This window comes from Criblamydia sequanensis CRIB-18, from assembly GCF_000750955.1.
Classification (GTDB): Bacteria; Chlamydiota; Chlamydiia; order Chlamydiales; family Criblamydiaceae; genus Criblamydia; species Criblamydia sequanensis.
In genome coordinates, this window is sequence record NZ_CCEJ010000007.1 from 39,270 (window position 1) to 58,525 (window position 19,256).

The 19,256-nt window shown below is 39.3% G+C and carries 19 protein-coding genes and 3 tRNA genes; 18 read left to right on the forward strand and 4 right to left on the reverse strand.

Annotated elements, in window-relative coordinates; translation table 11 throughout:
* Nucleotides 1–59: 59 nt before the first annotated feature.
* From pgeF to CSEC_RS07340, 11 genes are all read left to right on the forward strand, one after another.
* On the forward strand, nucleotides 60–803 hold the full coding sequence (gene pgeF, locus CSEC_RS07290) for a peptidoglycan editing factor PgeF (RefSeq protein ID WP_041017805.1): 744 nt from the start codon (nucleotides 60–62) through the stop codon (nucleotides 801–803).
* 84 nt (nucleotides 804–887) lie between these two features.
* Nucleotides 888–958: transfer RNA gene (locus CSEC_RS07295), tRNA-Gly, on the forward strand.
* A gap of 146 nt (nucleotides 959–1,104) precedes the next feature.
* Complete coding sequence (rpsB, locus tag CSEC_RS07300; protein WP_079978015.1) at nucleotides 1,105–1,944, forward strand: 30S ribosomal protein S2; 840 nt, start codon at nucleotides 1,105–1,107, stop codon at nucleotides 1,942–1,944.
* Nucleotide 1,945: 1 nt separating this feature from the next.
* Entirely contained in the window at nucleotides 1,946–2,794 is an 849-nt protein-coding gene (gene tsf / locus CSEC_RS07305; RefSeq protein WP_041017806.1) for a translation elongation factor Ts, read from the forward strand.
* Between the two features lie 245 nt (nucleotides 2,795–3,039).
* Nucleotides 3,040–3,768 carry a UMP kinase gene (pyrH, locus tag CSEC_RS07310; RefSeq protein ID WP_041017807.1) on the forward strand — a complete coding sequence of 243 codons (729 nt, stop codon included), beginning with the start codon at nucleotides 3,040–3,042 and terminating at the stop codon, nucleotides 3,766–3,768.
* Between the two features lie 2 nt (nucleotides 3,769–3,770).
* A complete protein-coding gene (gene frr, locus CSEC_RS07315) occupies nucleotides 3,771–4,322 on the forward strand; it encodes a ribosome recycling factor (RefSeq protein WP_041017808.1) in 552 nt (183 codons plus the stop codon).
* 171 nt (nucleotides 4,323–4,493) lie between these two features.
* A tRNA-Glu gene (locus tag CSEC_RS07320) sits at nucleotides 4,494–4,568 on the forward strand.
* A 2-nt stretch (nucleotides 4,569–4,570) separates the two neighbouring features.
* Nucleotides 4,571–4,642 (forward strand) — tRNA-Lys (locus tag CSEC_RS07325).
* Between the two features lie 181 nt (nucleotides 4,643–4,823).
* Nucleotides 4,824–5,381: a UvrB/UvrC motif-containing protein gene (locus CSEC_RS07330; RefSeq protein ID WP_053331884.1), complete on the forward strand. Its 558-nt coding sequence runs from the start codon at nucleotides 4,824–4,826 to the stop codon at nucleotides 5,379–5,381.
* Nucleotides 5,378–6,442, forward strand: coding sequence for a hypothetical protein (locus CSEC_RS07335; RefSeq protein ID WP_041017809.1), 1,065 nt, complete (start codon nucleotides 5,378–5,380; stop codon nucleotides 6,440–6,442). The genes CSEC_RS07330 and CSEC_RS07335 overlap by 4 nt, the downstream gene beginning before the upstream one ends.
* Nucleotides 6,443–6,445: 3 nt before the next feature.
* Nucleotides 6,446–7,540, forward strand: a complete 1,095-nt coding sequence (locus CSEC_RS07340; RefSeq protein ID WP_041017810.1) for a CDP-glycerol glycerophosphotransferase family protein — start codon at nucleotides 6,446–6,448, stop codon at nucleotides 7,538–7,540.
* Here the strand turns inward: CSEC_RS07340 and CSEC_RS07345 are convergent.
* Together CSEC_RS07345 and rpsT are read right to left on the reverse strand one after the other, a co-directional pair.
* A complete protein-coding gene (locus CSEC_RS07345) occupies nucleotides 7,524–8,207 on the reverse strand; it encodes a phosphocholine cytidylyltransferase family protein (RefSeq protein ID WP_041017811.1) in 684 nt (227 codons plus the stop codon). The genes CSEC_RS07340 and CSEC_RS07345 overlap by 17 nt on opposite strands.
* Nucleotides 8,208–8,334: 127 nt before the next feature.
* Nucleotides 8,335–8,628 (reverse strand): 30S ribosomal protein S20, encoded by a 294-nt coding sequence (gene rpsT, locus CSEC_RS07350; RefSeq protein ID WP_041017812.1) that lies wholly within the window; start codon nucleotides 8,626–8,628, stop codon nucleotides 8,335–8,337.
* 114 nt (nucleotides 8,629–8,742) lie between these two features.
* Here rpsT and CSEC_RS07355 point away from each other — a divergent pair, with 114 nt between their 5' ends.
* From CSEC_RS07355 to CSEC_RS07370, 4 genes are all read left to right on the forward strand, one after another.
* Nucleotides 8,743–9,585, forward strand: a complete 843-nt coding sequence (locus tag CSEC_RS07355) for an RluA family pseudouridine synthase (RefSeq protein WP_041017813.1) — start codon at nucleotides 8,743–8,745, stop codon at nucleotides 9,583–9,585.
* Nucleotides 9,585–10,025 (forward strand): hypothetical protein, encoded by a 441-nt coding sequence (locus CSEC_RS07360; protein ID WP_041017814.1) that lies wholly within the window; start codon nucleotides 9,585–9,587, stop codon nucleotides 10,023–10,025. Before CSEC_RS07355 ends, CSEC_RS07360 begins: the two co-directional genes overlap by 1 nt.
* A gap of 13 nt (nucleotides 10,026–10,038) precedes the next feature.
* The gene (locus CSEC_RS07365; RefSeq protein ID WP_041017815.1) at nucleotides 10,039–10,923 is read left to right on the forward strand and encodes an aldose epimerase family protein; all 885 of its coding nucleotides are present in this window, start codon (nucleotides 10,039–10,041) and stop codon (nucleotides 10,921–10,923) included.
* A 151-nt stretch (nucleotides 10,924–11,074) separates the two neighbouring features.
* Nucleotides 11,075–12,289: a hypothetical protein gene (locus CSEC_RS07370; RefSeq protein WP_041017816.1), complete on the forward strand. Its 1,215-nt coding sequence runs from the start codon at nucleotides 11,075–11,077 to the stop codon at nucleotides 12,287–12,289.
* Here the strand turns inward: CSEC_RS07370 and CSEC_RS12740 are convergent.
* Nucleotides 12,286–13,098 carry a DNA/RNA non-specific endonuclease gene (locus CSEC_RS12740; protein ID WP_161780975.1) on the reverse strand — a complete coding sequence of 271 codons (813 nt, stop codon included), beginning with the start codon at nucleotides 13,096–13,098 and terminating at the stop codon, nucleotides 12,286–12,288. The genes CSEC_RS07370 and CSEC_RS12740 overlap by 4 nt on opposite strands.
* A gap of 170 nt (nucleotides 13,099–13,268) precedes the next feature.
* On the opposite strand from CSEC_RS12740, the gene CSEC_RS07380 reads away from it, so the two are divergent.
* Entirely contained in the window at nucleotides 13,269–14,231 is a 963-nt protein-coding gene (locus CSEC_RS07380) for an F-box protein (protein ID WP_041017817.1), read from the forward strand.
* A gap of 2 nt (nucleotides 14,232–14,233) precedes the next feature.
* Here the strand turns inward: CSEC_RS07380 and CSEC_RS07385 are convergent, their stop codons facing one another.
* Entirely contained in the window at nucleotides 14,234–15,004 is a 771-nt protein-coding gene (locus CSEC_RS07385) for a competence protein CoiA (protein WP_154017658.1), read from the reverse strand.
* A 275-nt stretch (nucleotides 15,005–15,279) separates the two neighbouring features.
* Between CSEC_RS07385 and CSEC_RS07390 the strand changes: the two genes are divergently transcribed.
* Together CSEC_RS07390 and CSEC_RS07395 are read left to right on the forward strand one after the other, a co-directional pair.
* Nucleotides 15,280–16,944 (forward strand): RNA polymerase sigma factor, encoded by a 1,665-nt coding sequence (locus CSEC_RS07390; protein WP_041017818.1) that lies wholly within the window; start codon nucleotides 15,280–15,282, stop codon nucleotides 16,942–16,944.
* A gap of 90 nt (nucleotides 16,945–17,034) precedes the next feature.
* A complete protein-coding gene (locus CSEC_RS07395; RefSeq protein WP_041017819.1) occupies nucleotides 17,035–19,254 on the forward strand; it encodes an ATP-dependent DNA helicase in 2,220 nt (739 codons plus the stop codon).
* The last annotated feature ends 2 nt before the right edge of the window (nucleotides 19,255–19,256 follow it).

Sequence of the window (19,256 nt, forward strand, 5' to 3'; positions counted from 1 at the left end):
AAAAGTGGCAACCTTACTCTTTATCTTGGGTTTTAATTTGACGCAAGGCTTTGGTTTAAATGATTACAAAAACGAAAGATTCACTAAAGTGGCTGGAATTTGAACTTTTTCAAGATCTAAAGGCCTTAAGCCACGCTATTTTTTTAAGAAGCGGAGGAACAAGCTTTCCTCCTTATGATTCTCTCAATATGGGCTTTTCAACAGACGATAATCAAGAATGTTTGAAAAAAAATCTTGATAAAGCTTTATCGGTTTTTAAGGCAAGCCGCTATCAAAGAGGTCGACTTGTCCATGGAAACACCGTTTTAGAAGCAAGCGATGCAAAAGAAGCTCTTTCTGATGGGTTAATGACAAGTGAAAAAGATCTTGCCCTCATCATCACTCATGCGGATTGTCAAGCAGCTATTCTCTACGATCCGATCCATCATGCGCTGTCCGCTGTCCATGCCGGTTGGCGCGGTCAAAAGGCCAACATTTACAAGGAAGCTGTCCAAGCGATGCAGCGCCGATATGGTTCAAAACCTCAAGATTTATTGGTTGGGGTCTCCCCAAGCCTTGGGCCTAAACACGCTGAGTTCAAAGACTGGGAAACTTTATTGCCGGCCTCTTTTGCAAAATTTCGCATTGGGGCTTGCCACTTTGATTTTTGGGCGGTGGCGGAAGATCAGTTTTTAGAGCTTGGAATTTTAAAACACCATCTAGAAATCGCTAAAATATGCACTTTTGAAGAAAATGAGTCCTTCTTCTCTCATAGGCGAGACAAAATTACGGGCCGAAACGCAACTTTTGCAGCGCTTAGGTAAAAAGGGTGTTTTTTTCTTTAAGATTCCCTTGAAAATAATTGCCGGGATCGCAATAATCTTCCTTCATTAGCGTGAAGTTATTCCGCGCCTGTAGTTCAATGGTAGAACAGTAGCCTTCCAAGCTACGAGTGTCAGTTCGATTCTGATCAGGCGCTATTTTCGATTTCTCTCATCTCAGATCTGAACATCAATTTATCAAACACGCTGTTAGCGGCTCTTTTCTTTAAAAGATAAGCGTGGGCAAGTTGCCGATTCGCTAAAAATAATTACCAAGACCGAAATTTTGCTTTTTTTTAGCAAAATGCCAAAGTCAATATTTAAGGAGGGACAAGGCTTGGACGAACAAACACAACAAGATCAAATTTCTGTTTCTATTAAGGACCTTTTAGAGGCGGGCTCTCATTTTGGACACCAAACTCATCGTTGGAACCCAAAAATGAAGCGATTTATTTTCGAAGAGCGTAATGGTCTTTACATCATTGACCTCGCAAAAACACTTCAACTTCTCAGAAGCGCTGTCGGCTTCATTAAAGAAATTGTCGGCAAACATAGATCAGTCCTCTTCGTCGGCACTAAAAAACAAGCAAAAGAAGTTCTTAAAGACCTCGCAGAAAAGTGCGGAGAGTTTTATGTAACCGAACGTTGGCTTGGCGGGATGTTAACTAACTTAAGCACCATCCGTCAGTCTATAAAAAAGCTTGAGCGTATTGAAAAGAAAATCTCAACGCAATCCGACACCTTGACTAAAAAAGAGCTTTCGCTCTTGACTAAAGATCAAATTAAACTCGACAAAAACCTTTCCGGTATCCGGGCTATGCGCAAACCCCCAGGGCTTGTTGTAGTAGTCGATCCAGGCAAAGAACACATTGCTGTGGCAGAAGCTAATAAACTCGGCATCCCGGTTATGGCCCTTGTGGACACAAACTGCAACCCGGACCCTATCCAGTATGTCATTCCTTGTAACGATGACGCCTTAAAAAGCATTAAGCTTATTCTTGAAGCTTTAGCGCAAGGCATTATCGATAAGAAAAATGAAATGCAAGTCGGTTTCGGCAAAGAAGAAGATTCAGAAGAATCCGAGTCAATGGCAGCCTCAAAGAAATATGAAGGCGCTTTAGCAGGTGAAGGGGATAAAGATTAATATGGCGGAAATTACAGTCGATCTTATTAAAGAATTGCGCGAGCGCACCGGCATTGGAATGGGGGATTGCAAAAAAGCCCTCGTTGCAGCAGGCGGCGACATCGAAACTGCGATCACAAACCTTAGAAAAGCCGGAATGGCATCTGCTGTTAAAAAAGAAGGCCGCGCGACAAACGAAGGTCAAATCGGTTTCTTTGAAGCAAAAGATTGCATAGCTTTAGTTGAGGTCAATGCTGAAACTGACTTTGTGGTTAAAAATGACCGCTTCCAGCAGTTTTTAACGCATGTGGCTGAACAAGCGGCTGATACAAAACCTGAATCTTTAGAGGCTTTCTTAAAGCAAAGCTATGCTAAAGAAAAAGGGATGACTGTAGATGAATATAGAGCCAGTATTGTACAAACTATAGGTGAAAATATTCAAGTTAAACGCTTGTCTATCTTCCCAAAAAAAGCAAACCATTCTTATGGAATCTACACACACCTTGGCGGAAAAATCTGTGTCGTTGTTGACCTTGAAGGTGCAAGCGATGAAGAAAAATTGGCAAAAGATATTGCGATGCACGTTGCGGCAGCAAGTCCTTTATATGTCAATGCAGAGCAAGTTCCCGAGAGTGTTATCGAGCATGAGAAAGAAATTGTAAAAAGCCAAATAGCCGGTAAGCCCGAAAACGTAAAAGATAAGATTATCAGCGGTAAAATCCAAGCGTATTGCAAGGAAAACTGCTTAGTCGAGCAGCCTTATATCAGAGATGATAAGCTGACTGTAGCTCAATTTGTAGCTGCAAAAGGCAAGGAAGAAGGCAAAAATCTTAAAGTCGTTTCTTTTATCAGATGGGACGTAGGCCAATAGCCTTAAAGTTTTTATTTTGTTAAACCCGCAAAGAGTTTCTTTGCGGGTTTTTTTTTGGATTATTTTTTAGGAAGTGAGATTCAAAGTCTATTTTTATCTCCTTGAAAGTTAAATAAATGTTTTATAAGTTCTTTCTAGCTATAAATTAGACTCCTTTCAATCAAAGGGAGTTTCGAAAGAAGTCTATTAGAAAAAAAATGAGTTTTAATCCTTCGACTTAAGCTTTCTTTTAAAGGAGACTATAAATGAGAGAAACGGGGTCTTACAAAAGACTGCTCTTAAAAATTTCAGGAGAAGCGCTTGCAGGTGAAAAAAAATTTGGCATTGATCCGAAAGCACTAGAGGAAACAGCCGGCATAATTGCCTCTATTCATCAGGAAGGGTATGAATTGGGCGTTGTTTTTGGAGGCGGGAATCTTTTTAGGGGAAGAGAGCTTATGCCTCTTGAACTAGACCGAGTGCCAAGAGATCATATCGGCATGCTATCTACCCTTATTAATGGTGTAGCGCTTCAAAATAAACTCACTCAAAAAGGGATAAAAACAAAAGCTTTAAGCGCTATTGACTGCCCTAAAGTTATGGAATCTTTTACAAATGACCTTGCAGAAGAAGCTCTTTCTCAAGGCAAAGTGGCTCTATTTGTCGGGGGTACCGGCAACCCTTATTTTACAACGGACACGGCTGCGGCTTTAAGAGCTTCAGAAATTAGGGCAGATTGCCTTATGAAAGCGACAAAAGTAGATGGGGTTTATACAAAAGATCCGTTAAAATATAAAGACGCAGAACGCTATGAAGAAATAAGTTACAGAGACATGTTAAACGAAAAGCTTGAGATCATGGATGCAACATCAGTTGCCCTCCTTAGAACCAATCAAATTCCGCTTTTTGTTTTTAGTATGGAGCTATTGAAAAAAATGAAAATACAACAAATATTATCCGATAAACGTTTAGGCACTTTAGTCAAGGGAGATTAGCCATGCGAATCAAAGAGCAAACAGAAGAAGGAATGAAAGCCGCTCTCAACCACTTAGCACAAGAATTAAAGAACATTCGAACCGGAAGGGCCAATCCAGGAATACTTGATAGCGTTTCAGTTGAAGTTTATGGCTCGCCAATGCGTCTTAGGGACCTTGCAAATATAACAGTCCCTGAATCAAGACAGCTTCTTATCATTCCTTTCGATAAAAAAAATTGCGCGTCTATCGGCAAAGCGATTGAGAAGGCAAATTTGGGCTTAAGACCTATTGTGGAAGGGGATGTTGTTCGTATTAACATTCCTCCCATGGATGAGAACATCCGTAAGGACATGGTCAAACTGTGCCACAAGCGCCGTGAAGAAGCTAAAGTTGGCATAAGGAATGTAAGAGCGCACAATAATAAAATTGTTCGTGATGAAAAGGCTCAAGGGAATATTGGAGAAGACATTGTGAAAAAAGAGGAAAAGGAAATCCAAACCCTGACAGACAAATATTGCAAATTGGCAGACGATATGGTCGCGCAAAAGGAAAAAGAAATTTTGACAATCTAGCGATTCTCAAGGGGCTCGCCCCTATTAAGAAAACGAGCCTCTTAAATTTCTTAAAAAAAATCATCTTCGATGATTTTCCTTATTGTAAAAAATCAGCCCCAAGATGTATATTTAAGCCTCGTTAATGCAAGTATTAAGAGAATGTCTTAAGTCTTTTAAAACTAGCTTTTAGGCCCCATCGTCTAGCCAGGCCTAGGACACCGGATTTTCATTCCGATAACAGGGGTTCGAATCCCCTTGGGGTCAACGAGACTTTAGCTCAGCGGTAGAGCATCCCCCTTTTAAGGGGAGGGTCGATGGTTCGAATCCATCAAGTCTCAATTGCTTATTTCCCTTCCTTTACATAATTATCCGTATCTTCTATATTCAATTTTTTACGTTATCTCTGTTTTATCCTAGGTAGAACATGCTAACGTCTTTTATTTTGAATTTCTTAAAAAAAAGAATTACCTGACTCTCAATTAAAATATTTTTTAACCTAAAACGGTCACGTTAAGCATCATGATTCAAGAGTTCTCCGAGGAACCTAAAGAAAAATTGCCCGATCGCCCGCTTGAATGCAGCGAATGCAAAAAGCCGATTACCATCCGATATACAGAAATCGAAAAGGGAAAGTTTACCGAATTCTCCATGTGCAACGATTGTCCTTGCTTAAAGAAAAAGCTAAGGGGTGCTCCTCTTGAAATGGCTGAGGGTGAGGCGGTTAGAGCCGGACTTGCTTGCGGCAATTGCGGGATGACTTTGGAATCTTTTCTTGTCGGGCATCCGCTTGGATGCAGCCAATGCTATGCTGTTTTTGCAGAAGATATTTTAAAAGAACTGCATACCAGGGGAAGGCTTCCTCCAAAGACAGGCACTTCAAAAAAATCTCAGCTTCATATGGGAAGGTCTCCTGGAGAAGTCGTGGAGATAAGCCCCTCGCTTCAATTGATTGCTTTAAATGAAGCTTTAAGCGAGATGCTTAAACGAGAAGATTATGAACAGGCCGCCATGATTCGCGATCAGATTAACGCATTGACTGAAAGTGCAGAAAAAGAAAAGAGAGAAAAAAAGCAATGAAGGATTCTGTTAAGCCAAGGGATATGCTTTTAGAGAAAAGTCCTTGGCGAAATAACTCTAATAAAATTTGGTTAGCCTCTTCTCTTTGCCTAAAGCGAAATGTTGAGAAATTCAATTTTCCTCCGCGTCTTTCAGGAGATCGGCAAAAAGCGATTGTGACTTTGATTGGCAAAGAGATTTTAAAAGAGGATTTGGATAATCCTGTTTTATTTAAAGCCGATAAAATGGATCCGCTTGACAAGGAATATTTAACCGAGCATTTTCTAACGACAAGTGATTTTCACCATGCTCATGCAGGCGAGGCGTTTATCGTCGACCATAGCTCACGGTTTTTAACCACTCTAAATATTCATGACCATATTCAATTCAGAATCATTAATGTAAAATCAGATCCTGAGAAGTCCTTAAACGAACTAATAAAAATTGAATCCGCGGTCGGGAAAACCTTAAAGTATGCGTATTCGCCGCGTTTTGGTTTTTTAACAAGCCATCCCGAAGAGAGCGGGACCGGCATGGAAATGAGTATTTATATTCAAGTGCCGGCTCTTATCCATACAGGAGCTATAGATGCTACCCTCGATAAAATCATGGATGATTCCATAGAAATAACAGGGCTTCATGGCAGTCCGACTGAAATTATTGGCGATCTTCTAGTATTAAAAAATCAGTATAGCTTAGCTGTCACTGAAGAGACGATTTTATCTTCGCTTCACCAAGCGGCCACACGTCTTACCTTAGAAGAGAATAGCGCGCGTTCAAAAATCAAACAAAAAGAAAACCCTGAAATTAAAGATCGAGTCAGCCGAGCTTTTGGCATTCTAATACACTCCTATCAAATTGAAGCTTTAGAAGCGCTTAATGCCATTAGCTTAATTAAGCTTGGGGTAGATTTTGATTGGATCAAAGGCATTTCAAATGAGAGTTTAAACGAATTATTTTTAAATTGCAGAAGAGCCCACCTAATTTGCTGTCAACAAACTCCCATACAGCAAGAGGAAGTAGGTCATGCAAGAGCCGGATACATCCATAAAGCTTTAGAAAAAGTTGAGCTGCTTATATAAGCTATGAGTTCGCTAAAAGCTGTCGCTATCAACCAATCGTCTCATCTTCACTACAATGACCATCTCGTTCCTATAGCGGATGTCATGGGAATCCCCTTACTTTTAATTGAGGATGATTCTTATGACATTACTAAAAAATTTTATCCCGATGCCCTTCTTGAAAAAATCCCTTTTGCTGATTTTACCCCTGAAACCTTAATTCAAAATTATGATGTCCTTTTCATGTCCGATCTTTGGGATAGAGAGGTGTTTCACGCTAAATTTGACTTTCTTGAAAGCAAATACAAAAAGACGATGCGCAATGTTCATGTGCCTCACGGTTTTTCAGATAAAGGTTTTTATTTAAGAAAAGCTGCTAATGAAGATATCACTTTGGTTTATGGCCAAAACATGATGGATCTTTTTAAAGCTGAGAATGTCCTTCAAAATCTGAATCAATATGTAATCGTTGGAAATTATCGATACACCTATTACAAAAAGCATCAGGAATTTTTCAACTCCCTTGTTTTAAAAGAGGTGATTCATCGCTTCCCCAAAAAACAAAAAGTTATTCTCTATGCCCCCACTTGGCTTGACCTTGAAGAATCCACCACTTTTTTTGATGCGTATGACCAAGTGATTGGAAAGCTTCCCGAATCTTTCAATTTAATAGTAAAGCTACATCCCCAGCTAGAACTAGATGACACGGCACTTTATTACCAAATCATCGGGAAATATAAAAATAAGCCGAATATTCAGTTTTTGACAGATTTTCCTCTTGTTTACCCCCTTCTTTATTATACGGATGTTTACCTTGGAGACATGTCTTCTATTGGCTACGACTTTCTAATTTTCGATAGACCTATGTTCTTTCTTAATAAATTTGAACGCAATCCTAAAACCGATAGACGCCTTTTATTAGCGAATGCAGGTGTGAGTTTATCCCCCAAGGACTATGAAAACCTCTACCCCATGATTGAAGCCAACCTTGAAAAAGAAAGCGATTCTCTTAAGGCGATTAGAAAAGAGCTTTATAATTATACTTTCGGAGAAGAAAAGCCTTTTTCACAAATAAAAGAAGAAATATGGGCAGCTTGTAAAACTACCAATGCTTCATGATAATATTTGCTCTTTCTAGATCTTTTGGAAAATCGATCTCCATGCAGCTCTCTTTAGAAACGATTGTGGGGTAAATTTTTAGACCCTCCCCGATAGCTATTTCTATCCCTTTTTCAAAATAATCGTTTGGCAAGCAAAGTTTTAATGTTTTTTTTAGAAGAGGGAGATCTTCTTTTCTTATCAAATTGATGCCCAGAGCTTCCCCTAAAGGATGTTTCACTTCTTTGGATATATTTCGGATGCTGCCGTCGTCTTTAAGGTCATACTTAACTTCTTCTTCGGAAACCTCAGTTTCAGAAACAAGAAGCGAGCTATTTTTTGAAGATAACAGCTTGCTTAGAACAGACTCTTTAAATACGACATCGCCATTTAAGAATAGAAGGTCTTCATCTTCGATTTTATATAAGGCTCTTAAGAGGCTTTGAGAGGTATTTTCTTCTTCATAACCCGGACTATAGACAAAACCAAGGTCAGGAAAAGCTTCCATGATAAGCTCTTTTTTATAGCCTACCACAATCAAGATGTCGTGAATGGAGAAATGTTTCAGGAGATGATCTACCTGACAGGAAAGGATACTTTTCCCGTTAGCTAGTTTTGTCAAGGGTTTCGGGCTTTGCAAAGGCCCAAGCCTACGCCCTTTTCCTGCAGCTAAAATGATCACTTTCATATCAGTTAAATGGAGTTGTCTTTTGACTTCTTTTAACGTCTATGAAAGGAAATTGCAAGAATAGAAAAGGAGAAAAAGCAACATCAACCTATTAAAATCATAAAGATTTAAAGGTTGATGTTAAAAACTACTTAGCGTTTTTTGCAAAAGCTGCTGCAAGGCGTGCTTTTTTGCGGCTAGCTGCATTTTTCTTGATAATGCCGCGTTTTGCAGCTTTGTCAAGCAAACTAAAGGCTTCGCTTAATTTTTCTTTCAAAAGATCTTTATCATCTTTAGTCGTTTCTTCGTTAAAACGTTTTATGGACGTTCTAAGGCTAGAACGGAACACTTTGTTTTGTACTCGGCGCTTTTCGTTCTGAAGATTTCTCTTTTCAGGCGTTGGACGCTTAGTCTTCTTTTTTGGAGCGGTTTCTTTAGCCATTTTTCCTCTTGGGGTTGATTTTCATTGGCTTAATGTTTTAGCATGGTTGGGAATTATAAAATGCTTTGAATAATTCGTCAAGGTAAGCGTCTAATAGTAAGGTTTTTTTAATTTATGGAATGGATTGTCAGGGAAGAGTCTAGTTTAATCGATTGCTTGAGGAAAATGTATCCTGACTCAAGCGTCACTCAAGTCAAATCTTTTTATCAAAATAAAAGGGTGTTGGTAAACGGCAGGTTTCCGAGCAGCTTAACGGCTCTTTTAAAAGAAAAAGACCTTATCATTATTAGGGATAAGCCGATTTTTTTAGAAAAAGGGATCGACCTATTGTATAAAGATAAAGACATTGCGGTGATTGATAAACCTAAAGGTTTGCTAAGTGTAGCCACAGATTTTGAGACGTTAACGACGGCGCATGGTATTTTAAAAAGATTTTTTAAACCAAAAAGGGTTTTTCCCGTTCATCGCCTAGATCAAGACACCTCAGGTCTTTTAATTTTTGCCCTAAGCGAGCCGGCTCGAGATAATTTAAAAAAATCCTTTGAGGCCCACAGGATTAAAAGGCGGTATGTGGCCATAATTGAGGGTCATCTGCCGGAAAGCGAGGGAACATGGAAATCCTATCTTTTTGAAGATCCAAACTACATCGTGAGAACAACGGATGACCCAAAAGGCGGGCAGCTTGCCATCACCCATTATGCGGTAAAGAAAACATCCAAAAATTTGAGTTGGCTTGAAGTCCACCTTGAAACCGGCAAAAAGAATCAAATTAGAGTCCACTGTCAAAAAGCCGGGCATTCGGTCCTTGGAGATACTAAATACGGCGCTCAAAAAAAGGCATCCCGGCTTTTTTTACATGCCGAATCTCTTGAATTTATTCATCCGATCACAAATAAGTTAATGCGTTTTGATTCCCCTGTCCCTGATATTTTTTACCAAGTCATCGAAGGACGCTAATGCAAAGAAAATATGTCACTTTAGCTCTCGTTGCCTTATTTTCAATAGCTACGGCTATATATGCCTATGACGCGCTAAAAAAAAGTTGGTTTTATTTCCAACTGGACGGACAGACAAAAATTGAAGCGCCTAACTTTTTTGTGAAAGAAATATCCGATGAAAAGTATGCCGTTGAAGGCCGCTACGGGTATAAAATTAAAGATAAAACCTATCAAGGAATCTCAAGAGTAGGGGGCAGGTTTTATAGAAACGAATTTGCCGCCTCTTCTGCTATAAAAAAAATACAAACGCCCCTTCCTGTTTATTTTTCCAAAAACTCTCCCGAAATTTCTTCCCTAGAAAAAAATTTTCCTTACAAAGAAGTCGTTTATAGCTTGATTCTACTAGGCGGGTTTTTGTACTTTGTAGCCTTAGGTTATTCTTTCTCTAAAAAAGCGTAAATTGGGATAGGTTATGGACGAATTGGTGATTTTAAAAGCTAAGGCAACTGATGGAACACCCTTAGAGGCCGTTTTCGCTCCTAAAAGAGGAATGAATCTTCTTAGTTATAAAAAAGGAGATATTGAGGTTATTGATCCCTCAACAAGAACGCTTTATGATGAAAGATCTGCAGGTTTAGGCTCTCTTATAGGACCTCACTTTCATCGAAGACGTTATAATGCCATTTCGTATATCCCGAATGAAGAGGCTTTCCCTCACATAAAAAGAGTCCTTGAAAAGTCAGGTGAAATTGATCCTTTTTCTCATGGCATATCAAGATATGCTCCGTGGAACTTTCAAGCCGCTGCCGATGAGATAAAAGGGGTTTTAAAAGGGTCCGATAGTTGGAATGGAGTTTCTTTAAAGGAAATTGAAGGCCAAAATTTTACCATGAATTTTGAAGCGAAGCTTTCGGCTGAGGGGTTAAATATTAAACTTTCAGTTGTTAGCGATACCGATTCTCTTGTCGGGCTTCACTACTATTATCATCTTCCTGAAAATAACGGCTTTGTGAAGTCGAAAGTTAAATCCTATTTTTTAAATGAGAACGGCGCAAGAGTTCTTTTAGATGAAAAGCCTTGGTTTAACAAAACGACCCATGAACTTCGCTTCCCCGCAAATCAAGGAGTAGATATGGCTTTTCATTCTTATCCGGATCCATTGAACACTGAAATTTTATTGGATGCCTTAAAATGGAAGCTAACAATAAAAACACATTCTCTTAACGAGGAAAATTCCTGGCAGCTCTATAGACCTGAAAAAGGTTCTTTTATTTGTATTGAACCCATTAGCGCTCAAGATCCTAGACATCCCAATCTTACGGTCAGTTCAATTGATGTTTTACTTACCATTCAATAGCTGCCCGCCTTTGAAGCTTTAGTCATGGCATAATTGGAAAAAGTTCTTGTTTTTAAAAAAAATGTAAACTGTTTTTTTAATTTAATTTTGGCTATACTAATCAATAATTGCGGGAAAGTGTTGATTCCCTTCCCGTAAAGAAAGAGAAGCTATGACCCCGAAATTTAAGCTCACAAGACAATCTGTTACGATAAGCGCCCTTTTAGTATATTCGGCGCCGCTTATTTTTGTCCTTGGCTTTTCAAAAAATCAAACTTTTTCCTCTTGGACTATTTTTTCTATAGCTCTTCTAATATTATCAGCAGCCTCTCTTATACACTTAAGCCTTCTTTTTAATTTCTATAAAAATGAGGGAGAGGGTTTCGAAGGCTCCTCTGAAAAAGAAAATCCAGATCAAAAAGAAGCTTTTCTTTCTGAGGAAAGAAGGGTTGAGCTAGAAGAGCTTGAAAATTTAAGAGCTAAAGAAGAAGAGCTTCGCGAAGAAATTTCGTATCGGAATGAAGAGCTCCTTCGGTTGACAAGGGAAAAAGAATTTGAAATCTCCTTAAGAGAGCAGCTTGAAGATGATTTTGATAGATTTAGAAAGGATTCCGAAGATAGGCTTGCCGAAGAGAAAATATTGCTTCAAGAGTATGCAGAAAACATTTCCAGCTTAAGGGCATCCTTAGAAGAGCGGCAAGAAGAAAATGAAAGGCTCCAATCTAAAATCCGAGATATGGCCTATGAAATTAAGACTCTTGTTGATTTAGCGGATGTTGAAAGCGAAATAAAAGAATTCAAAGAACCGGAAGTTCGGGCCGTGCCCTTCAAAGAAATGGAGCCTCATGGTCAGTTTAAAATGACTTTTCCCGATTTTAGAAATGAAGAAGAGGCAGCTTGTTCTTTTAAAAGTCAAGTAAGGACTGAAGATGAGGCTAAGAAGCTCTTAAAAAGATGCCTTGACATTGCGCAAAAAATAACCGTCTCCCATCACTTTACAAATGAAAAATCAAGATTTCGAGACCTTCCTTTTGATAATCATGGCCTTGATTTAAGACGCCTTTGCGATAGTTTAAGAAGCGAAACGACAGGGGCTGTCCTTGTTTATTCGCAGAAAGAAAATAGGATTCTTTTCATCAATAATCAAATCAGAGCTCTTTTAGGCTTCGGCCCTGATAAATTCGTTCAGGACTTTGAAAATATCGTTCAAGGCGGATTAAATGAATGGAAGAGCGCGATTGCTAAAATGAATACTCTTTATGAAGCTGAAGCAAGCCTTGTCATGAAAAATAAAGCCGGCCAAGATGTTCTTCTTCGCTGTCAACTAGGTCTTATACCCACAGGCGTCTTTAGAAATAGCGCCATAGGCGTTTTTTACAATTCCTAGAATGAAATCCCGGCGGCTCTAACAATTTCTTCTTTACTCACCCTATAGTTTTGATAGTGGTCTTCCTCTTTTAGAGAAGTATTGGGAAGGATATAGGCTTCTTCAAAGGCCGGGGTTTTAATAATTTTAAAATAGTGGGTTGGGACTGCGATGTTATTGACCCCAATAACCGGATAACTGACTTTTTTTACTCCCTCCCTTCCTTTTTGCGGAAGAAAAAGAGGCCCTGTCATAATTTGTATCGTCCCAAATTTCTGAGCTAAATCCCTTGTATGTTTTTCAAGCGAGGCCAAAAGCCCTCGATTAAGATCCGGAGTTTGCGGTGAAATATTACTTAATTTGAAGCTTTCAACAAAACTTTCAGGTTGCGCGGCAAGGTCTCTTGCAGGCACAAGATGCCCGCGATCAAACCCGGACCCTTTATAGTCTTGAAGACAAGAGCGCATTTGCTTGGGAAGAGACAAATCTTCCTGAAAGGGGATATCTTCTCTAGATACGGCTGGGGCTTCATGTAAGTTTTCGCGAGTCAATGTGTGAAAGGTCCAGGAAGGCTGCTTTAGACGACCGTCATAGTCGGCTATGAACGCTCCCTTGTCTAATCTAATGTGTGATTTCGGAAGAGCGTCAACCGCTTCTTCTTGAGAGAAAGAAGGAAAATGGCAAAGCTCGCACTCCTTTAGCTCTGAAAATCCAAAATTCATGGCAAAACCTGCCAGAAAGCCAATCCCTGCTCCCTTTAGCCAAGCTGGGCTTGCTGAATTCCAAAGAGAAGCAAATTTAAGTTTTTCCTTTGATCTTTTTTTAGCCATCATTCACCGAATATAAAAAAGTCAGATCATAGCTTTTTTCAGATTTTTAAGGCTTCAAAAAAATGTTTAATAAAATGAAGGTCTTTATTAATAAATCTTTATAAAAATCAAACAAATAATTATAATTTCCATTACTATTAATAATAATTTATAATTTTGGATGAATTTTTATGGAAGTCAAAGGTAATTATCACCTTCCGGCGAGCCTCCCTGATGAAGTTATGCTTGCGGTTTTTCAATACCTACCCCCCTCTACTCTTTGCAAAGCTGGTCTTGTTTCAAAAAAATGGCAAAGCTTACATGGAGATGATTGGCTCTGGAGTCAGTTCTTTAAAGCTGCCGGATCTACAAACCGGAAAACGAGCAAGAAGGAACTTTGCAAAAGACTCTTTAAAGAATTTAAAAAAATGCAGGAAGTTTCCTCCGAGCTTTATCTTCTCACACAGATGGAGGCGGTTCAAAGCGTGTTTTTACATAGCGAGCTTCGAGTCAAGCTTGAGTCCCATATTAACGGTTTGCTAAATGAATGCAGGTTTCATCATTCTTATTTGGCAGTTGATAAGGATCCGAATTTTATTAGCCATTTCGAAAGCCTTTATTATTCTGAAAGTCAAGAAAACCGACTTAAACTGGCCATAAAATCAGCCGAGTTTGATCCGTCTATTTCCCTTCATATTGAAAAATTTGATTTAGACGAAGATAATCGTCTTAAAGTTTGCCTTCAAGCGATTCGCATATTTTCAAATGAGATAGCAAAGCACATTAGGACTTTTAAATTTAGTGAAGAAAATCGACTCACTGTAGCCCTTCGTTTAGCTTCTGTTAATCCCATAGCTTTAATTGAAAACTTCCACAATTTTAAAATAAAGGATGAGAAAAATAGAGCAACAGTTGCTTGTGAAGCCGCAAAACATAACCCGCGTATTGTGACTTTACATATTTCAAATCTCTATCTTCTGGACGTTGAGCTTAGAAAGGCTGTGGCAAAAGAAGCGTTAAGGGCTGACTTTAAAAACATTCGCCCTCTTTTACATTTATATAACATACCTGATGCCAAAAAGTTTGCTGAAGAAGTTAAAAAGAGCCTTAAAACAGGGTTTGGGAAAAAAGTTAAGAAGTTTTTACATATCTAAAGCTAACGCCAGCCGAAGTTTTTTAAAATGATGTGGACTAAAGCGGATAGATGTCTAAAAGCTGCGTAAGTCTTCCTTTTTGCTTCTTTGAAATAATCTTCGGTATGGGGCTTCTCTTTTAAATAGCTTGAAACAAAATCGCCTTCAAAACATAAAGACCGATTTTGAAGGCGATTTTGTATTTCTTTCGGCCAATTAGAGTATTGTTTTTTTTCTATTTTCTGAGGTTTATTTAGGAAAACCATTCTTTTTTTGAAAAAATAACGATCATAAAAGAAACCTTCTTGATCCTTTGTCATATTGGTGTAGTAGTGAGGGATTCTATCCAAGGACCATCCCTTTGTTTTTAAATAACCGCCGAATCTTTTCTCATGTAAAATCCAAATGCAGGTAAGCCCGATAGAATTATAATCTCTGACCCGATTTAAGACTTCAAAAGGAGATATGGGGGAACATTGAACTTCAAATACGATTTTCTCTTTTTCCCAAAAGACATCAGCCACCCTTCCAATTTCCGGAAAGGGTTTTTCAAGAAAGCTTTCCCCTCTTGGCAAAAGAGCGAGAAGACTATTTTGAGCCATGGTGTGCTCTAAACTTTTTTTACTCTGCCGGCAGTCTCGGGCTTGATGAATATGAAAAAAGTGAAAGATTTTTTTTACACCTTGTTTAGCTCGAAGCTTTCCTTTGCACTCAAGACAAAAATAATCTTGAGAGCGGCTCGCATTTTTCGCGGAGATTAATTTTCCAAATTCATTATAAGCAAAAAGATTCATTACAGTTTTATGGCCCCTTGAAATAAATAAAACATCTCTTGTAAAAAAAAGTTTTTTATCATACAAAGATGCTATCTTTAAATTTTAAAATTTCAAATATGATTATATGCAGGGTTCTCTTGACAAAAAGTGGCACAAAAGAGCACACTTTCCCTGCTGTATTCTCAATTTGGCATTACAGCTGTCTTCACCAATTAAATCCCTCGTCGTGAAAAGCTTTAGCCCACTTGCTTCTTACCTCGATCATGACGTGAATCTTAAGGCTTTTGGAACTTATGAGCAAAAATAATTTCAAAAATACATTTCCAACCCAGCATCAGCAAAAAGTAGATGAGCTCGTTTCTCTTGCTAAAGAGCAAGGATATATCACCTACGAAGAAATCAATGAAATCTTGCCGATGTCTTTTGACTCTCCGGAGCAAATAGACCAGGTCCTTATTTTCTTGAGCGGCATGGATATTCAAATCCTAAACCAAACGGAAGTGGATCGCCAGAAGGAAAAAAAGAAAGAAGCTAAAGAGATGGAAGGCCTTCCTAAAAGAATGGAAGGCGCCCCGGACGACCCTGTCAGAATGTATCTTAAGGAAATGGGATCGGTTCCTCTTTTAAGCCGTGAAGAAGAGGTTGAGATCTCAAAGAGAATTGAAAAAGCTCAACAGCAGATTGAAAGAATTATCATGCGTTTCCGATATTCCAATTCGGAAGCCATTTCTATTGCAAGCTATTTGCTTGCCGGAAAAGAACGCTATGATAAGTGCGTTGCTGAAAAAGAAGTGGAAAACAAGCAAGAATATCTCTTGCGTTTGCCAAAGCTTAAGGATCTTCTTAAAAAAGAAGACGCTGTTGTAGATGAAATTCTAGCAGGCCTTTATGAAAAAGACTTAAAGAAAAGCGACCAGGCCAGAATTCTTGAAGAAATTGAAAAATGCCGGATCCGTACCCAGGCTTACTTAAGGCTTTTACATCTTCGTCCGAATATCATCGAAGACTTTGGCGAAGTGATCATGAATTCTTATGACCGCTTCCTTGAACTTGAAAAAGAAATTCAAGAGCTTCGTCCAAGGGCTGAAAGAAATAAGTTTGCTTTGCAAAAGCTCGAGGCTGCCGAAAGAAAGCTTAGAAAAAAGGAACTTGCCGCAGGAAGGACGCTTGATGAGTTTAAAAAAGATGTCCGCATGCTCCTTCGCTGGATGGATAAAAGCCAGGAAGCGAAACGAGAGATGGTGGAGTCGAACCTGCGTCTTGTTATTTCTATCGCAAAAAAATACACCAACCGAGGCTTGTCCTTCCTTGACTTAATTCAAGAAGGAAATATGGGCCTTATGAAAGCGGTAGAAAAGTTTGAATACCGAAGAGGTTATAAATTCTCAACGTATGCCACTTGGTGGATTAGGCAAGCTGTCACAAGAGCCATTGCGGATCAAGCAAGAACCATCCGAATCCCTGTCCACATGATAGAGACGATTAACAAGGTGCTTCGCGGCGCTAAAAAGTTGATGATGGAAACAGGACGGGAGCCTTCACCTGAAGAGCTTGCTCTCGAGCTTGGCATTACGCCTGAAAGAGTGAGAGAGATTTATAAAATTGCGCAGCACCCGATCTCTTTACAAGCAGAAGTCGGGGACGGCGGTGAAAGCCAATTCGGGGATTTCCTTGAAGACACAGGCGCTGATTCGCCAGCTGAAGCCACCGGCTATTCGATTCTAAAAGATAAGATGAACGAAGTCTTGGAAACATTAACAGATCGAGAAAAGAAAGTCCTAATCCAGCGTTTCGGCCTGCTTGACGGCAAACCCAAAACGCTCGAGGAAGTAGGGGTTGAATTCAATGTTACAAGAGAGCGTATTCGTCAAATTGAAGCAAAAGCTCTTCGTAAGATGCGCCATCCGACACGCTCCAAGCAGTTAAAGGCGTTTCTTGATTTAATGGAAGCTGAATAAATTTATTCAGGCGATCAAATCTTAAAGAGACGCTTTGGATAAGTGCCAAGCGTCTCGTAATATTTTCAATCCTTATATTATAAAACAGTTATGAATTCGGCCACTCAGCCTTTAGATGAAGAATGGATCCTGGATCTTTTCAAAGATGATGGGCCTTTTCATGCTGCCATGCCAGGTTTTGAAGTGCGTCAAGAGCAGCTTGATATGCTTAGAGACACCGTTCGATCCTTTAATGAAAAAAAGGTGGCTCTTATAGAAGCCGGAACCGGAACCGGGAAGAGCTTGGCTTATCTAATTCCGGCTATTTTTTTTGCTTTAAGAACGAATGAACGTGTAGTTATCTCCACCCATACCATCCACTTGCAAGAACAGCTTGTGGCAAAAGACATTCCCTTTATCAAAAAAGCCTTGGGCCTTGATTTTAAAGTGGTTTTAGCTAAGGGCATGGGCAATTACGTCTGCATCCGAAAAATGAAAGATACCCTTGATGAGCTTGTATTGCTAGATGTGAATGAAGCTGAAGCTTTGCAGCATATCGAGTCTTGGAGTGAAAAAACAACCGATGGAACAAAAAGCGATTTGCCTTTTCATCCATCAGGCGCCCTTTGGGAAAAAATCGGAGCCGAAAGCGATGCTTGCTCCAGGGAGAAATGCCCTTATTATCGTGAATGCCACTTTTTTAAAGCGAGAAAAGAAGCGGCTGACGCCAAAATCTTGATTGTCAATCATAGCCTTTTATTTGTCGATTTAGCTTATAGACGAGAAACCCAAAATGGCATTTTACCGGACTATGCAAGGCTTGTTTTAGATGAAGCGCATAATATCGAGGAAATTGCTTGCGAGCACTTAGCCTCTAAAGCAAGCATCCAGGGAGTGATTAGAAACTTATCTCGATTGCATGTCGAAGGCCGCGGCAAACCCACCGGAAAATTATCACAGCTCTTGCAAAAAATAATTTCTGCTTATCCGGGAGGGGTTCCTGAATCTATGCAAGCTTTGATTACAAAGCTTACTATTGATGTCAACGGCTTAAGAAAAGAAACTCTGACTACTTTGATAGATGCTTTTGAGAGTTTTCGCGAGTTTGCCGAAAATCACCAGGAAAAAGGAAAAGATAAGGAAGAAGAGTTATCGGTCAAGCTCAGGCTTTTAAAGACCCACCATGAAAAAGAAGCTTGGAATACAGTTGTCTCAACCCATTCAAAAACTTTTATCGATACAGGAAGACGGCTTATAGCTACCTTAAAGGGGTCATTAGAGGATTTGGGAAACTTGGGGTCAAGCCAGTTGCTTGAAGCAACAGCCGGTTTAAGGCTTGATATCGAAGCTGTTTTAGGGAGGCTAGAAGGGGTTTTAAATTTTATAACCCAATTTTTGCTTCCAGGAATTCCTGAAAATAAGGTGCGCTGGATAGAGTCTTCAGATACCAAAAGCTTAAGGGATGTCAGGCTTGTCGACGCAGAACTTGATCTTGCTAACACGTTATCCTCAAAGCTATTTAACCCGTTGTCGTCAGTCTTATTATGCAGCGCGACTTTGACAACAGACGGTGATTTTAAATTCGCTAAAAGAAGGCTTGGTTTATCCGAAGATTTCCTAGACGAGAAAAAACTGCTTGAAAAAGTGTACCTTTCCCCCTTTTCTTATGAAAACCAAGCGCTTCTTTTAATTCCAAATGATTTGCCTTCACCGCTTGAAGAAGGTTTTTTGGAGCACACCTCGCAAATACTTTTAGAGTCAGCCATTAGAAGCCAAGGAAACGCTTTTTTTCTTTTTACTTCTTTTGGCCAAATGCATCGCGCTTATCATCTTTTAAAAGATAAGCTTCATGAAAAAAGACTGTTTCCTCTTATACAAGGAGAGTTTTCAAGAAGCGAATTGTTAAACCGCTTTAAAAATAAAGAAAGATCCATACTTTTCGGAACGGATTCTTTTTGGGAAGGCGTTGATGTTGCAGGCGATGCTTTAAGACTTGTTGTTTTGGTAAAACTGCCTTTTAGAGTGCCGGGTGAGCCTATTAATGAAGCTAGGCGCGATGAGATTTTAAAAAAAGGAGGGGACCCTTTTTTTGAATACGCCCTTCCAAGCGCCATTGTTAAATTTAAGCAAGGTTTTGGAAGGCTCATAAGGCGAAAAAATGACCGCGGTTGCATTTTATGCTTAGATAAAAGGATTATACAAAAAGGGTATGGCCAATCTTTTTTATTGAGTCTGCCTCCGGTAAATAAAGTCATCGGATCGCAAAAAGAGGTTTTGGATTCTATGAAGGCTTTCTATAAGAAAACGTATAAGTATTCCAAAATGGCTTAAAT

Bases quoted from the DNA above. Each gene is read 5' to 3' on its own strand.
- pgeF (WP_041017805.1), top strand. From the start codon at position 60: ATGATTACAAAAACGAAAGATTCACTAAAGTGGCTGGAATTTGAACTT.
- rpsB (WP_079978015.1), top strand. From the start codon at position 1,105: ATGCCAAAGTCAATATTTAAGGAGGGACAAGGCTTGGACGAACAAACA.
- tsf (WP_041017806.1), top strand. From the start codon at position 1,946: ATGGCGGAAATTACAGTCGATCTTATTAAAGAATTGCGCGAGCGCACC.
- pyrH (WP_041017807.1), top strand. From the start codon at position 3,040: ATGAGAGAAACGGGGTCTTACAAAAGACTGCTCTTAAAAATTTCAGGA.
- frr (WP_041017808.1), top strand. From the start codon at position 3,771: ATGCGAATCAAAGAGCAAACAGAAGAAGGAATGAAAGCCGCTCTCAAC.
- CSEC_RS07330 (WP_053331884.1), top strand. From the start codon at position 4,824: ATGATTCAAGAGTTCTCCGAGGAACCTAAAGAAAAATTGCCCGATCGC.
- CSEC_RS07335 (WP_041017809.1), top strand. From the start codon at position 5,378: ATGAAGGATTCTGTTAAGCCAAGGGATATGCTTTTAGAGAAAAGTCCT.
- CSEC_RS07340 (WP_041017810.1), top strand. From the start codon at position 6,446: ATGAGTTCGCTAAAAGCTGTCGCTATCAACCAATCGTCTCATCTTCAC.
- CSEC_RS07345 (WP_041017811.1), bottom strand. From the start codon at position 8,207: ATGAAAGTGATCATTTTAGCTGCAGGAAAAGGGCGTAGGCTTGGGCCT.
- rpsT (WP_041017812.1), bottom strand. From the start codon at position 8,628: ATGGCTAAAGAAACCGCTCCAAAAAAGAAGACTAAGCGTCCAACGCCT.
- CSEC_RS07355 (WP_041017813.1), top strand. From the start codon at position 8,743: ATGGAATGGATTGTCAGGGAAGAGTCTAGTTTAATCGATTGCTTGAGG.
- CSEC_RS07360 (WP_041017814.1), top strand. From the start codon at position 9,585: ATGCAAAGAAAATATGTCACTTTAGCTCTCGTTGCCTTATTTTCAATA.
- CSEC_RS07365 (WP_041017815.1), top strand. From the start codon at position 10,039: ATGGACGAATTGGTGATTTTAAAAGCTAAGGCAACTGATGGAACACCC.
- CSEC_RS07370 (WP_041017816.1), top strand. From the start codon at position 11,075: ATGACCCCGAAATTTAAGCTCACAAGACAATCTGTTACGATAAGCGCC.
- CSEC_RS12740 (WP_161780975.1), bottom strand. From the start codon at position 13,098: ATGGCTAAAAAAAGATCAAAGGAAAAACTTAAATTTGCTTCTCTTTGG.
- CSEC_RS07380 (WP_041017817.1), top strand. From the start codon at position 13,269: ATGGAAGTCAAAGGTAATTATCACCTTCCGGCGAGCCTCCCTGATGAA.
- CSEC_RS07385 (WP_154017658.1), bottom strand. From the start codon at position 15,004: ATGAATCTTTTTGCTTATAATGAATTTGGAAAATTAATCTCCGCGAAA.
- CSEC_RS07390 (WP_041017818.1), top strand. From the start codon at position 15,280: ATGAGCAAAAATAATTTCAAAAATACATTTCCAACCCAGCATCAGCAA.
- CSEC_RS07395 (WP_041017819.1), top strand. From the start codon at position 17,035: ATGAATTCGGCCACTCAGCCTTTAGATGAAGAATGGATCCTGGATCTT.